Below are 14443 nucleotides of genomic sequence, written 5' to 3'. Positions count from 1 at the left end.
GTCGTTACGGTCGTACGTTCGGCTTGACCGGGGTCTTCACCGCGGCGTAGGCGTCGACGATGCCGTAGCCGTAGAAGCCGTTGAAGTTCAGCGAGCCCGCGCAGTACGCGTCGAACTCGGCGTCCCGGCCCTCGTTGGTGTAGCTCTGCAGCCGCGGCTCCGGGCAGGCGTGCTCGGCCGCCGTCCGGTAGAGGTGCTGCTCGACCAGGTCCGGCGCCATGCCGTAGCCGTTGCGGCCCTCCTTCTTGCCGTGCTTGCTGACGATCAGCGCCGCCACGCCCGAGACGTGCGGGGACGCCATCGAGGTGCCCTGGAGGTAGGTGTAGTAGCCACACTCACCCTTGGCGGTGCACTGCTTGAACACCGAGTTCTCGAAACCGGCGACGATGTCGCCGTTCTCGTCGACCGACCCCTCCTCCTGGAGCACCTTCTTCGGGTACGTGGAGAGGATCATGTTGGCGTCGGTGCGGTACGTGTCGGTGCCGAAGCCGTCCCGGAACCAGCCACCCGGCGCCGCCACCGAGATCTGCTCGGTGCCGTAGTTCGAGTAGTCGGCCTTCTTGCCCGACGGGCCGACCGCCGACACGCCGATCACGTGCGGGCCCTCGACCGGCAGGTCCCAGCAGGTCGCGTTGTCGATCGGGCGCGGGTAGGGGTCCGCGCCGTAGTCCGGGCTGCTCACGTCGGTGCGCGGCGCGCCCAGGTCCTCGTGGTTGTTGCCGAGCGAGCCGACGAGCGTGACGCCCTTGCGGTGGGCGAAGTTCAACGCCCGCTTCATGGCCTCGATGACGGTGCGCTGCTCGGCCTGCGCCTCCGGCGAGTCGGCCGGGTTGGCGGTGCAGTTGTAGAGCCACGGGTCGACGTAGAAGGACATGTTGACCACGTCCAGCCCGGAGCGGCCCGCGTGCACCAGGGCGTTCACCACCGGGTTGAGGAAGAAGTAGCCGCTGTCCTGGCCACCCTTCAGCTCGACCAGGGAGACGTTCGGGGCCACGCCGGAGAGGCCGAAGCCGTTCGCGGCGGCGCCGATGGTGCCGGCCACGTGCGTGCCGTGCCCGCCGTCGTCGGTGCCGACCGGGTCGAGGCAGCTCGCCACCTCGCACGGGCCGTCGACCTCGGGGATGTCCGGGGCGAAGTTGCGCGACAGCGCCCAGTTGAAGTTCGGCGCCAGGTCGGGCTGGCTGGCGTCGACGCCGGTGTCCAGGATGCCGACGGTGACCCGGCGGTCGCCCGGCTCGACCTTGCGCGCCTTGTCGGCCCGGATCATGTCCAGACCCCAGAGCTTGTCGTCGAGCGGGTCCATCTTCTTGCCGTTGTTCCTGGCGGCCTTGCCCTTGGTCGCCGCGGCGGCCAGCAGATGCTCCTGCTCGACCCGGTCCAGCTTCGGCTTGCGGCCGATCGCCTTCTCCTCGGCCGCGCCGACCAGCGCGCCGGCCGCGGTGGCCCGGCTGGCGAAGTCCGCCCGGTCGCTGGTGACCTGGAACAGGCCGACGTCGTCGGTGCGGGCGACGACCTTGCCACCGGCGGCGGTGATCGCGGCGACCGCGGCGTCGCCGGAGACACCGCTTTCGGCCAGCACGGTGAAGGTCCGGGTCTCCGAGGGCGCGGCGTTCGCCGGAATGCCCAGACCGGTCACCGTTAGTGCCAGCGAGGCCGCAGCCGCGACCGCGCCGACGGTGAAGCGCTTGCTCACCACATCAGATCCTCTCGTTGAGGGACGTGGTGTCATCCCACATCACGGGAGCGGGTTCCGCCAGATCGACGCCCGTTATCGGCCGCAACTAGGCATTCGCGTTCGTCAGGGTGGTGAGCACCGTGGACAGTCCGGCGAGCGTGGACACCTCGGCGTCCGGTTCGAGGCCGCGCGGGCGGGGCAGCCCGGCCCGGTTGAGCCAGACCGCGCGCAGTCCGGCCCGCCGGGCGGCGACCACGTCGTGCTCCGGCGAGTCGCCCACGTGGACGATGCGCGCGGCGGGCAGCCCGGCCGCCGCCACCACCGCCGCGTAGAACTCCGGCGCCGGCTTCTTGGGCAGGCCGCCCTCGTGCGCGTACAGCTCGAAGGCGAACTGCCCGGCGAGGCCGCAGCGTTCGGCGCGGCTGTTGCCGTTCGTGGCGAAGCCCAGCACGTGGTGCGGGCGCAGCGCCGCCAACGCGGGCAGCACGTCCGGGAAGGGACGGCTCAGCGCGTACCGGCGGGCGAAGAACAACGCCGCGAACTCGTCCAGGTCCGCCTCCAGCCCGGCCCGGGCCAGCGAACGGGTCAGGGCGGCCCGCCGGATCTCCTGCACCGGGGCGGCGCTGAGCGCGCCGAAGACCGCACCCCAGTCCTCCTCCAGGTCCGCGAGCATCACTGCGGCCGCCGCCGGGGTCCGCCGCCGCATCTCCTCGAGTACGGCGACGAGCGCGCCGGTGACCGCCGGGCGCAGGTCGACGAGCGTCTCGTCGGCGTCGAAGACGACGGCGCCGAGCGGCCCGCTCATCGCTCGCCGGCCAGCACCGGCTCGGCGGGTGCGGGCGCCGACGGTGTGCCGCGCAGTTCGTCCGCCCGGACCAGGGCGACGCCGCCGAGGATGAGCACGCCGCCGGCCAGCTGGATCAGGCTGGGCAGCTCGTCGAGCACCAGCCAGGCGATCAGGACCGCGAACATCACCTCGGTCAGCCCCACGAAGGAGGACAGCCGCGCCCCGAGCAGCCGGGTGCCCGCGACACCGGCCAGGTACGCGACCACTGCGGCGATCAGCGACAGCCCGGCGATCGGCACCAGCCAGCTCACCCGGTGCCCGCCGAAGGTGACGTCGGCGGTGCCGGCGGCGAGCGGCAGCGCTCCGATGCCGCCGAGCAGCAGCAGCGCCAGCGCGCCGACGGCCATGCCGCCGCTGGCCATCACCACCGAGGGCAGGCCCGCGTCGATCCGGCCGGCGATGACGAAGTATCCGGCCAGCCCGACGCCCGCGCCGAGCCCCCAGAGCACGCCCACCGGGTCGAGCCGCCCGGCGCCGGTGAGGTCGAGGACGAGCACCAGCCCGCACAGGGCGGTGACCGAGCCGGCCACTGTGAGCAACCGGGGGCGCTGCCCGTGGACCAGCCACATCCATCCGACCACGAGCACGATGCCGAGGTATTCCAGCAGGAGCGCCACGCCGACCGGGAGGTAGCGGACCGCGTTGAAGAAGCACGCCTGCGCCGTGGCCACGCCGAGCAGCCCGAACAGCACGACGCTCACCGCGTTGCGGCGCAGCACCGCCCACCTGCCGCGCAGCGCCAGCACGGCGGGGACGGCGAGCACCAGCGCGGCGATGCCGACCCGCGCGATCACCACGGCGACCGCCGACCACTCGCCGGTGATCAGCGGTCGGGCGAAGGTGCCCGAGGTGGCGAACGTGATCGCGGAGAGCAGTGCCAGACCGAGCCCGGCGCCGGACCGTTCACGCATCGGCATCTCCTGGTCATGAGTCAAGGGAGGTTATGCTGATGACGCTAGGCGCAGCCTCCGACAGGAGTCAAGTTGCTTTTCGCTCATGACACCGAATGCGCGCTGGTCGCCGCCGCCGCGCTGGTCAACACCGCCGGCGACCCGGACGGGCTGCCCGACGTGGCAGCCCTGGACGCCTTCTTCACCACCCACGGGTGGAGCGGCCGGCACGAGCACACCGACGCCGAACTGCGCCAGGTCCGCGCGCTGCGGCCCCGGCTGCGCCGCATCTGGTACGCCGACACCGACGAGGTGGTGGCGATCGTCAACGGGCTGCTGCGCGAGTCGCACGCGCTGCCGCAGCTCGTCCGGCACGACGACGAGCCGTACCACGTGCACGCCGTGCCGCGGGACGCGCCACTGGCGACCCGGATGGCGGTCGAGGCCGCGATGGCGATGGCCGACCTGGTCCGGATGGGCGAGCTGAGCCGGCTGCGGCACTGCGACCACCCCGACTGCGACAACGTGCTGGTCGACCTGTCCCGGAACCGGTCCCGCCGGTTCTGTGACGCCGGGTGCGGCAACCGGGCCGCGGTGAGCGCCTACCGCGCCCGCAGGGCCGCGGCGTCCCACTCCTGACGGGTCGCGGGCCAGGCGTCGCGGCTCAGCTCGTACTCGACCTCGCCGTGCTCCGTACCCGGGATCGGGTCGTCGAAGGCCAGGTGGAACGTGCGGACGTAGCGCAACCCCGCGCGGGCCATGACCGCGCGGGAGCGGTCGTTGACCGCCATCGTCTGGGCCCACACCCGGCGGACACCGACCGTGTCGAACGCGTGCCGCACCAGCGCCCGCGCGCCCTCGGTGGCCAGCCCGTGCCCCCACGTCGCGCGGCGCAGCCGGTAACCCAGCTCCGCCTCGGCGCCGTCGTCCGACGGATCGAGCGAGTGCCAGCCGAGGAACTCGCCGGTGAACCTGTCGAGCGTCGCCCAGCGGCCGAGCCCGGGGTGCCGGGCGTACTGCGCGAGCACCCGGGGCAGCACCTCGTCCCGGTACGTCCCGGCCGGGGTCGGCACGCCGCCCGTCAGGAAACGCATGACCTCCGGGTCGGCGTCCAGCGCCACCAGCCGGTCCACGTCGTCCATCGTGAACCGGCGCAGCGTCAGCCGCGCGGTCTCCAGCAACACACCGCCGTCGTCACGCACGGTCGGATCATGCCGCGCCCACCGTGACGGGTCGAGGCAATTACCGGCGCCCGGTCAGGGGTGGGTCATCCGCAGCAGGTCCAGTGCCTCGTCCAGCTGGGTCTCGGTGAGCGTGCCCGAGTCGACGTGACCCCGGGAGATCACCACCTCGCGGATGGACACCTGCCTGGCCAGCGCCTCCTTGGCGATCGAGGCGGCCTCGTCGTACCCGAGGTGGCGGTTGAGCGGGGTGACGATCGACGGCGAGCCCTCCGCGTACGCCAGGCAGACCTCGGCGTCCGCGACCAGGCCGACCACCAGCCGCTCGGCGAACAGCCGGCTGGACGCGGCGATCAGCTTGATCGACTCCAGCAGGTTGCGGCCCATCACCGGGAGCATCACGTTCAGCTCGAAGTCGCCCTGCGAGCCGGCGAAGGCCACCGCCGCGTCGTTGCCGATCACCTGGGCGCAGACCTGCCGCATCGCCTCGGCCACCACCGGGTTCACCTTGCCCGGCATGATCGACGACCCCGGCTGAAGGTCGGGGATGCGCAGCTCACGCAGCCCGGCACGCGGGCCGGAGCCCATCCAGCGCACGTCGTTGGCAATCTTGTAGAGGCCGACCGCGACGGTACGGAGCTGGCCGGACGTCTCCACCAGAGCGTCCCGGGCGCCCTGCGCCTCGAAGTGGTTGCGCGCCTCGGTCAGCGGCAGGCCGGTCGACTCCCGCAACTTGCCGATCACCCGGTCGGCGAAGCCCAGCGGCGTGTTGATGCCGGTGCCCACAGCGGTACCGCCCAGCGGCAGCTCGGCCAGCCGGGGCAGCACCGACTCCAGCCGCTCGACGCCGTATCGCACCTGCGCGGCGTAGCCGCCGAACTCCTGCCCGAGCGTGACCGGCGTGGCGTCCATCAGGTGGGTACGCCCGGCCTTGACCACCGTCTCGAACTCTGCCGCCTTCTCCTCCAGCGCGCCCGCGAGCTGCTTCAGCGACGGGATCAGATCCTCCACCACGAACTGGGTGGCGGCCAGGTGGATCGAGGTGGGGAACACGTCGTTGCTGGACTGCGACGCGTTGACGTGGTCGTTCGGGTGCACGTCGCGGCCCAGCTCCCGGCTCGCCAGCGTCGCGATCACCTCGTTGGTGTTCATGTTGGACGACGTGCCGGAACCGGTCTGGAACACGTCCACCGGGAACTGGTCGTCGTAGCCGCCCTCGGCCACGTGCGCGGCGGCGGTGGCGATCGCCTGCGCCACGTCCGCGTCGATCACGCCCAGCTCACCGTTGACCAGGGCCGCTGCCCCCTTGATCTGCGCCAGGGCCTTGATCTGGGCCGGTTCCAGCCCACGCCCCGAGATCGGGAAGTTCTGCACCGCGCGCTGGGTCTGCGCCCGCCACAGTGCCTCGGCGGGCACCTCCACCTCGCCCATCGAGTCGCGTTCGATCCGGTAGCCGGTCGCCTCTGGAGTCGTCACGCGTTCCATCCTGCCGCGCAACCGGCCGGTGTGCAGGGAAAGTGGCACGGCCCTCAGCCCAGCTCGGCGAGCAGCCTCTCGGTCTCCCGCCGGTCCGGCGACTCGACCTTGCGGAACAGCGCCAGCGCCCGCGCGGCGTACCGGCGGGCCTGGTCAGGGTCGGTGTGCCGCAGGCACCGGGCGAGGCCGTCCAGGGCCCGGGCCTGCTCGTAGCGCAGGCTCAGTCGCGTGGCGTCGTCCAGCACCCGGCGGTGCAGGTCGATCGCGGCGTCGACGTCGCCCAGATCGTGGAGGGCACGGGCGAGGAGGTTACGGGAGGCGCACTGCCCGATCCGGTCCCCCGCGTCGGTCATCGCGAGCAGGGCGGCCCGGTGCTGGGCTGCGGCCTCCACCGGGCGGCCCGCCTCACGTTCCATCATGCCGATCTCGTTGAGGATCTCCCCCTCACCGAACCGGTTCGCGGTGGTCCGCTTGAGGTGCAGTGCCGCCCGGAGCAGCCGGCGGGCCGGCCCGGTGTGACCCAGGCGGTGCCGGATCATGCCGAGGTGGCCGACCGCGTTCGAGGTGTGCCGCGGATCCCCGGCCTCCCTCCCCAGGACGATGTGCCGGCGCGCCGCCCGGAGGGCCAGGTCGTACCGGCCACGGAACAGTTCGGCGACGGACAGCATGTTGAACAGGCTGGATATGGTCGCCGCGTCGTCCGGGTAGCGGCTGATCCGCAGCGCCTCGTCGACGTACCTGATGCTGCGCTCCGCGTCGTCGGTCCCGAAACACACAGCGGCGAGGTTGGAGAGCGCCTGGACCTGCTCCCGGCGCAGCCCGAGCCGGCGGTACCTGTCGACGCCCGCCTCCAGGAACCGGATCGCCTCCGGAAAGTCCCCCAGCCGGAACTTCGCCGAGGCGAGGTAGTTCATGGTGATGGCCGCTGCTTCCTCGTCCCCCGCCCTCACGGCGGCGCGCAGTGCCACTTCGTGCGTCTCGACCAGTTCGTCGAGGTGGCCACCGACGAAGTTGGACCACCAGCACGCCCGGGTCAGCTGCCAGCAGTACGCCGAGAGGTCCTCCGCTTCGGCCAGGCGCACCAGCCCGACGAGAGCCGCCCGGTTCTCGTCGAACCAGGACTGACCCGGCCTGTCCCGGACGGGCAGCAGGTCGGGACGCCGCGGCGGCGGGAAGGCGACCTGGCTCAGCGCGCCCTGCTTCGTCTCGGCGACTATCGCCAGGCCGACCGCCACCTGAAGGTGATGGTCGAGCAGGTGGGCCACCGCCGTCCGCCGCTCGTCCGGGCGCTCGGTCTCGGCCAGCAACCGGCGCGCGTACTCCCGAAGCAGGTCGTGGAGGCGGTACCGGCCCGGCGCGGTCTCCTCGGCCAGGTGCACGTCCACCAGCTCGTCCAGCAGGTCCTGCGCCTCCGGCAGTGGCACGTCGGCGAGCGCCGCCGCCACCCGGTTGTCGAACCGTACGCCGGGGTGGAGCCCGAGCAGTCGGAACAGCCGCCGGGCCGGCGCCGAGACCTGCGCGTACGAGAGCGTGAAGGCGTGCCCGACGGAGCGTTCACCGACCGCCAGCTCGGCCAGTGAATCCTGCGCCTCGGCCAGCCGCCGTGCCAGGTCGGCGACCCGCCAGTGCGGGCGGTGCGCGAGCCGGGAACCGGCCAGCCGGATGGCGAGCGGCAGGTGACCGCACCGCCGGGCCACCTCGGCGGCGGCCGCCAGCTCGGCGCCGACCCGGTCGGCGCCGACGATCCGGCCGAGCAGTTCGACGGCCTCGTCGGGGTCCAGGACGGGAAGCGAGTGTGGACGCCCCTCGTCCAGGCCGGCCAGCCGGCGACGGCTGGTCACCAGCACGAGATTGTCCGGACCGCTGGGCAGCAGCGCCGCGGCCTGGGCGGCGCTCGCCGCGTTGTCGAGCACCACCACGGCCCGCCGGTCGGCCAGCTCGGAGCGCCACATCGCCAGCCGGTCCTCCGCGTCGACCGGCACCCGCTCGGTGGGCACGCCGAGCTGTCGCAGCAGGGTGGCCGCGGCCGCCGCGGGGGTCAGTGGGCTGCGCTCGCTGTAGCCGTGCAGGTCGATGAAGAGTTCCGCGTCGGGGAACCGCTCGCGCAACGCGGTCGCGACCTGGACGGCGACGGTCGTCTTTCCGCTGCCGGCCATCCCGTCGATCAGGTACAGCCGCGTCCCCTCCTCGACGATGTCCTTGACCAGCCGCGCCATGGTCTGCTGACGGCCGGTGAAGTCCCGGATGGCCCGGGGCAGCGTGCGTACGGGCGCCGCGGGGCGCGGACCGGCCGCCTCGTCACCGGCCAGTACGCGCTGGTGCAGTTCCTGCAACGCCGTACCGGGCTCGATGCCCAGTTCCTCGGCGTAGATCCGGCGGCCGTCCCGGTAGACGGCGAGTGCGTCCGCCTGCCGGCCGACCGCCGCGAGGGCCAGCATCAGCTGCCCCCGCAGCCGTTCCCGCAGCGGGTTGTTCTCGACCGCCTCGGTGAGCTCGTCGACCAGTTCGGTCCCCCGGCTCAGCCGCAGCTCGACGTCGACGCAGTCCTCCAGTACCGCGAGCCGTTGCTCGTCGAGCGCCTGGGCCCGCAGCCGCACCAGCCGGGCCGGGATGCCGGCGAGCGCCGGACCGCGCCACAGCGCCAGGGCGGACCGGTAGTGGCGGCGAGCCTCGGCCGGCCGGCCGGCGGCCGCCTCGGCGCGGGCCGTCTCCACGGCACGGGCGAACACCTCGGCGTCGAGGTCGTCCGGCTCGATCCGGATGCCGTAGCCCGCCGGGTCGGTGACGATCGTGTCGGCCGGCAGCCCGAGCGTCGCGAACCGTTGCCGCAGCCGGGACACGCAGATCTGGAGCTGGGTCCGCGCGGTGGCCGGGGGACGCTCCTCCCAGACGGCGTCGACCAGGTCCTCCACCGGCACGACCCGGCCGGGGCGCAGCAACAGCATGGCGAGCACGGTGCGATCCCGGCCCGCGGTGACGGTGGCTTCGCCGCCGCCGACCCGCAAGGGCCCCAAGATCCCGAATCGCATCCGCGCCCCCGCCTGCCGCCATGCAACTTCCAGCAGCGTAGCCCGGCGGTCACCGAGCGACGCGACGAGGCGATAGCGATCCGATAGCGTCGGCACACAGACTCGTCACGGGTTGTCGGTGACGGCATCCGACGGGGGCGGTGCGCCTGCCCGGCCACCCGGCCGGGCAGGCGCACCGATGTCGATGCACGACGGACACACCGAGGGGCGCCCGGGACATTCCCGGGCGCCCTCGCGTACGTCTGACGTCAGCGCCGGCCGACGGTGAGCACCGGCTTGGTGACCTCGGCGAAGAAGTCGTTGCCCTTGTCGTCGACGACGATGAAGGCGGGGAAGTCCTCCACCTCGATCTTCCAGACCGCCTCCATGCCCAGCTCGGCGTATTCGAGCACCTCGACGTGCTTGATGCAGTCCTGCGCCAGCCGGGCGGCCGGGCCGCCGATCGAGCCGAGGTAGAAACCGCCGTGCGCCTGGCAGGAGCGGGTGACCTGGGCGGACCGGTTGCCCTTCGCCAGCATCACCATCGAGCCGCCGGCCGCCTGGAACTTCTCCACGTACGCGTCCATCCGGCCGGCGGTGGTGGGGCCGAACGAGCCGGAGGCGTAGCCCTCGGGGGTCTTGGCCGGGCCGGCGTAGTAGACCGCGTGGTCGCGCAGGTACTGCGGCATCGGCTCGCCCGCGTCCAGCCGCTCGGCGATCTTCGCGTGCGCGATGTCCCGGGCGACGACGAGCGGGCCGGTCAGGGACAGCCGGGTCTTCACCGGGTACTTCGACAGCTCGGCCCGGATCTCGTCCATCGGCCGGTTCAGGTCGACGCGGACGACCTCCTCGGTCTCCAGCGTCTCGTCGGTCACGTCGGGCAGGAACCGCGCCGGGTCGGTTTCGAGGCGCTCCAGCCAGACGCCCGACGGGGTGATCTTCGCCACCGCCTGCCGGTCGGCCGAGCAGGAGACGGCGATCGCCACCGGGCAGGAGGCGCCGTGCCGGGGCAGCCGGACCACCCGTACGTCGTGGCAGAAGTAGCGCCCCCCGAACTGCGCGCCGATGCCGAAGTTGCGGGTCAGCTCCAGCACCTCGGCCTCCAGCTCCAGGTCACGGAAGCCGTGCGCGCTCATCGAACCCTGGGTGGGCAGCGCGTCGAGGTACTTCGCGGAGGCGTACTTCGCGGTCTTCAGCGCGTACTCGGCGGAGGTGCCGCCGATGACGATGGCCAGGTGGTAGGGCGGGCAGGCCGCGGTGCCGATGAGCCGCAGCTTCTCCTCCAGGAACTGCATCATCCGCGTCGGGTTCAGCAGTGCCTTGGTCTCCTGGTAGAGGTAGGACTTGTTGGCCGAGCCGCCGCCCTTGGCCATGAACAGGAACTTGTACGCGTCGGCGTGGCCGTCCGGGTCCTCGGCGTACAGCTCCACCTGCGCGGGCAGGTTGCTGCCGGTGTTCCGCTCGTCCCACATGGTCAGCGGGGCGAGCTGGGAGTAGCGCAGGTTCAGCCGGGTGTACGCCTGGTAGACGCCGCGCGAGATCGCCTCCGCGTCGGTGCCGTCGGTGAGCACGTGCCGGCCGCGCTTGCCCATCACGATCGCGGTGCCGGTGTCCTGGCACATCGGCAGCACGCCGCCGGCCGCGATGTTGGCGTTGCGCAGCAGGTCGAGCGCGACGAAGCGGTCGTTCGGCGAGGCCGCCGGGTCGTCGATGATCGAGCGGAGCTGAGCCAGGTGGGCCGGGCGCAGGAAGTGGGCGATGTCGTGCATCGCCTCCGCCGTCAGCGCGGTCAGCGCGCCCGGATCCACGGTGAGGAACCGGCGGCCTCCGGGGCCGTTGACGACGTCCACGCCCTCGTCGGTGACCAGACGGTATTCGGTCTGGTCGGGACCGGTCGGCAGCAGGGGTGCGTACGAGAAGGCGGCGGCACTGCTCATGACCGAAAAGCCTAGGGCAGAGCCGTCGATCGGTGGCACCCGCAGGTGGGTCGTGGGACGACGCTCTCACCCGCTGTCACTTGCCGCCGGCGCAGAGTTCGTTCTTCGGCCCGCAACTTCCCTGGTCGCTCGGCGGACGCCAGCTGCCTCCCGGGTCCGGCGCCACCGGCGCGCCGTCCTGGTCCGGCCCCGGCGCCTCCCCCGTGCCGGCGCCCCAGCGGACGTACCCGATCTCCCGCCCCTCACCGATGATCATGCCGTTCGGGCCGACCGCCAGCGCGTTCGCGGAGGTGCGCAGCTCGACCAGCACCCGGCCCTCACGCGGCTCGACGGCGATCAGCCGGGACGGCTTCTCCTCGGTGATCACCGCCGCGTACGGGGTGAGCGCCGCACCGCTCTTGCCGCCCGCCGGCCGGGTCCAGCGGGTCCGGTCGGCCGACAGCTCCCGCCCGAGCAGCGAGCCCTTGTCGGCGCTGCGCACCACTGTGTAGCGGTCGTCCACGGCGAGCACCTTCTCGCCGTCCGCACCGACCTGGAGCAGCCGGCCGTCGTACCCGTCGAGCACCGCCTCCCGGCCGTCCGGGGCGACTCCGATGATCACGTTGCGCCCGCCCTGCGGATCCTCCCGCTGCACGCAACCGGCGTAGTCGGCGGTGCGCAGGTTGATCCCGGTACGCCGCCACACCTGCTGACCGGTGGCCGGGTCCACGGCGGTCACCGCGTAGTAGCAGTTCCCGTCGCGGGAGGTGGCCGCGATCCGGAGCAGCCGGCCGCCGACCACTGCGAGCCGTTCCTCCCGGCCGGGCTGGACGTTCTGGAGCACCCGGCCGGTGGCGGTGTCCACCACGTGCACCCGGCCGTCGACCGGGAAGCCGAGCAGCGGCGGTACGGACTCCGGTCCGGCCACCCCGCCGTCGATCCGGGTGGCGCCGAGCCGCCGGGTGCCGAGCAGTTCCGGGTTGTCGGCGAGCACGCCACTGTGCACACCGGGCAGGAACGCGCTCCACAGCGGAGCGGTGCCGCGCGGCTCCCAGGCACGCAGCGTGCAGTCGGTGGCCTGCACGCAGTACGCGTCCAGCAGCAGGTTCCGGTAGGTCCAGACGGCGATCGCGCGGTCGTCGCGGCGGCGGGTCACGCCGCTGACCGGGTCGAGCACCTCGTACCCCTTGTCGAGCAGCCGGCCCACGGCGACGACCGACTCCCGGCCGCTGCCCGCGACCGCCGACCAGTCGGCCTTGTGCTCCCACAGCCGGCCACCGTCGGCCAGGTTGCGCGCCTCGATGCGGGTGCGTTGCTCGACGACCACCGTGTCGCCGGCGATGGTGACGCTGCGCGGCGTGCCGCCGACGCGCTGCTGCCAGGCCACGTCCGGCTCGGAGATCGGCTTGCTGCGGTCGACCCAGTCCCACAGCGCCGGGAACGGGTTCCAGACGCCGGTCGCGGCGAGGACGACCACGGTGACGAGCCCGAGCAGCAACCAGCCGCGTACCCCTAGGCCCTTCACACCGCACACGGTAGCGACGATCACCGGTCCCCCGGGCCGCGTGCGGGGCGTGTCGCGGCGCTTCTTGGGTGGTCCGGGGTGTTAAGGGCCGCCGCGGGCGGCGGAGCGGACGAGCGGCAGTGTCCGGTACGGGATCTGCTCGGCCAGCGCGATGATGGTGGAGGCGCGCCGGATGCCCTCCGAGGCGACGATCTGGTCGATGACCCGCTGGAGGTCGGTGTTCGACCGGGCGACGATCCGGCAGAGCAGGTCGCTGGAGCCGGTGATGGTGTGCGCCTCCAGCACCTCGGGGATCGCGGCCAGGTGTGCGGTGACCTGGTCGTGGCCGTGCCGCTGGCTGATCTCCAGCGTGACGAAGCTGGTCACCCCGAAGCCGATCGCCGCGGGGGTGATGTCCGGCCCGAACCCGGTGACGACGCCCCGGCCGACGAGCTTGTCGAGCCGGGCCTGCACCGTGCCGCGGGCCACGCCGAGGCGCCGGGAGCACTCCAGCACGCCGATCCGGGGCTCCTCCGCCAGTAGTTCGATCAAGCGGGCGTCCAGCTCGTCGAGCTGTACATCCTGACCAGTGTTCATGGTGTCCAACGGTACCGAATGCACAACCTGACCAGGAATAACGCCAACTGTTGCCCAACTCACCGTCGCCCGTAGATCCTCGCCGGAAGAGCACATCCACGGCGGCCCGCGAGGCCGGCCGGTACGCGAGGGAGGCCACCATGACCCAGGCGATCGACCGACCCCAGTCGACCGAGGAGGTCGACGTCGACGCTCTCGTCGGCGCAGTCGACCACGACATCACCCGCGACCCGTTCCCGGTCAAGGGCATGGACCACGTCCACTTCCTGGTGGGCAACGCCAAGCAGGCGGCGCACTACTACTCCACCGCGTTCGGCATGACCTGCGTGGCGTACCGGGGGCCGGAGCAGGGCTACCGGGACCACGCGCAGTACGTGCTGACCAGCGGTTCGGCCCGCTTCGTGCTGACCGGCGCGGTCCGCCCGGACGCGGACGGCGCCGAGCACGTGGCGAAGCACAGCGACGGCGTCTCCGACATCGCGCTGGAGGTGCCGGACGTGGACGCCGCGTACGCGCACGCCGTGGCGCAGGGCGCGACCGGCCTGGTCGAGCCGCACGACGTCAGCGACGAGCACGGCACCGTCCGGATGGCGTCCATCGCCGCGTACGGCGACACCCGGCACAGCCTGGTCGACCGGTCCCGCTACACCGGCCCGTTCCTGCCCGGGTTCGTGGCGCGCGGCCCGATCGTGGACCGGCAGCCGATGATCGACGCCGGCATCCAGCCGAAGCGGTTCTTCCAGGCGGTCGACCACGTGGTCGGCAACGTGGAGCTGGGCCGGATGGACGAGTGGGTCGAGTTCTACAAGCGCGTCATGGGCTTCTCGAACATGGCGGAGTTCATCGGCGACGACATCGCCACCGACTACTCGGCGCTGATGAGCAAGGTGGTCGCCAACGGCACCCGCAAGGTGAAGTTCCCGCTCAACGAGCCGGCCGTGGCGCGCAAGAAGTCGCAGATCGACGAGTACCTGGAGTTCTACCAGGGCCCGGGCGCCCAGCACATCGCGGTGGCCACCAACGACATCCTGGCCAGCGTGGACGCCATGCGCGCCGCGGGCGTCGAGTTCCTGGACACCCCGGACTCGTACTACGAGGACCCGGAGCTGCGCGCCCGTATCGGCGAGGTCCGGGTGCCGATCGAGGAGCTCCAGTCCCGCAAGATCCTGGTCGACCGGGACGAGGACGGCTACCTGCTCCAGATCTTCACCAAGCCGGTCCAGGACCGTCCCACCGTCTTCTTCGAGCTGATCGAGCGGCACGGCTCGCTCGGCTTCGGCAAGGGCAACTTCAAGGCCCTGTTCGAGGCAATCGAGCGCGAGCAGGAGAAGCGCGGAAACCTGTAACAC

11 protein-coding genes are annotated in these 14443 nt (G+C 72.3%); 2 read left to right on the top strand and 9 right to left on the bottom strand.

The genetic code is table 11. From position 1 onward, the window contains the following. Positions 1 to 4: 4 nt before the first annotated feature. The 3 genes from V6U82_RS14120 to V6U82_RS14110 all read right to left on the bottom strand — a co-directional run bounded on the left by V6U82_RS14120 (position 5) and on the right by V6U82_RS14110 (position 3433). Positions 5 to 1693: a S8 family serine peptidase gene (locus tag V6U82_RS14120; protein WP_334461275.1), complete on the bottom strand. Its 1689-nt coding sequence runs from the start codon at positions 1691 to 1693 to the stop codon at positions 5 to 7. Between the two features lie 88 nt (positions 1694 to 1781). Further along, positions 1782 to 2480 carry an HAD family hydrolase gene (locus V6U82_RS14115; RefSeq protein WP_334461273.1) on the bottom strand — a complete coding sequence of 233 codons (699 nt, stop codon included), beginning with the start codon at positions 2478 to 2480 and terminating at the stop codon, positions 1782 to 1784. Further along, positions 2477 to 3433 (bottom strand): EamA family transporter, encoded by a 957-nt coding sequence (locus V6U82_RS14110; protein WP_128136748.1) that lies wholly within the window; start codon positions 3431 to 3433, stop codon positions 2477 to 2479. Before V6U82_RS14110 ends, V6U82_RS14115 begins: the two co-directional genes overlap by 4 nt. 72 nt (positions 3434 to 3505) lie before the next feature. On the opposite strand from V6U82_RS14110, the gene V6U82_RS14105 reads away from it, so the two are divergent. Next, positions 3506 to 4051: a CGNR zinc finger domain-containing protein gene (locus V6U82_RS14105; protein WP_120572837.1), complete on the top strand. Its 546-nt coding sequence runs from the start codon at positions 3506 to 3508 to the stop codon at positions 4049 to 4051. Here the strand turns inward: V6U82_RS14105 and V6U82_RS14100 are convergent. The 6 genes from V6U82_RS14100 to V6U82_RS14075 all read right to left on the bottom strand — a co-directional run bounded on the left by V6U82_RS14100 (position 4015) and on the right by V6U82_RS14075 (position 13094). After that, positions 4015 to 4614, bottom strand: coding sequence for a GNAT family N-acetyltransferase (locus V6U82_RS14100; protein ID WP_128136747.1), 600 nt, complete (start codon positions 4612 to 4614; stop codon positions 4015 to 4017). The two genes, V6U82_RS14105 and V6U82_RS14100, sit on opposite strands and share 37 nt — an antisense overlap. A 54-nt stretch (positions 4615 to 4668) precedes the next feature. Then, positions 4669 to 6069, bottom strand: a complete 1401-nt coding sequence (locus V6U82_RS14095) for a class II fumarate hydratase (protein ID WP_128136746.1) — start codon at positions 6067 to 6069, stop codon at positions 4669 to 4671. 53 nt (positions 6070 to 6122) lie between these two features. Continuing rightward, positions 6123 to 9098 (bottom strand): AfsR/SARP family transcriptional regulator, encoded by a 2976-nt coding sequence (locus V6U82_RS14090; RefSeq protein WP_334461269.1) that lies wholly within the window; start codon positions 9096 to 9098, stop codon positions 6123 to 6125. Between the two features lie 248 nt (positions 9099 to 9346). Next, complete coding sequence (locus tag V6U82_RS14085) at positions 9347 to 11014, bottom strand: fumarate hydratase (protein ID WP_334461266.1); 1668 nt, start codon at positions 11012 to 11014, stop codon at positions 9347 to 9349. A 76-nt stretch (positions 11015 to 11090) separates the two neighbouring features. Continuing rightward, entirely contained in the window at positions 11091 to 12527 is a 1437-nt protein-coding gene (locus tag V6U82_RS14080) for an outer membrane protein assembly factor BamB family protein (RefSeq protein ID WP_334461264.1), read from the bottom strand. A gap of 72 nt (positions 12528 to 12599) precedes the next feature. Next, positions 12600 to 13094, bottom strand: coding sequence for an Lrp/AsnC family transcriptional regulator (locus tag V6U82_RS14075; protein WP_091425618.1), 495 nt, complete (start codon positions 13092 to 13094; stop codon positions 12600 to 12602). Positions 13095 to 13234: 140 nt separating this feature from the next. Here V6U82_RS14075 and hppD point away from each other — a divergent pair, with 140 nt between their 5' ends. Further along, entirely contained in the window at positions 13235 to 14440 is a 1206-nt protein-coding gene (hppD, locus tag V6U82_RS14070) for a 4-hydroxyphenylpyruvate dioxygenase (RefSeq protein WP_128136744.1), read from the top strand. The last annotated feature ends 3 nt before the right edge of the window (positions 14441 to 14443 follow it).

This window comes from Micromonospora sp. CPCC 205554, assembly GCF_036902745.1.
Lineage (GTDB): Bacteria > Actinomycetota > Actinomycetes > Mycobacteriales > Micromonosporaceae > Micromonospora > Micromonospora tulbaghiae.
The sequence above is the reverse complement of the archived record's forward strand: the minus strand, read 5'-3'. Positions and strand labels throughout refer to the sequence as shown.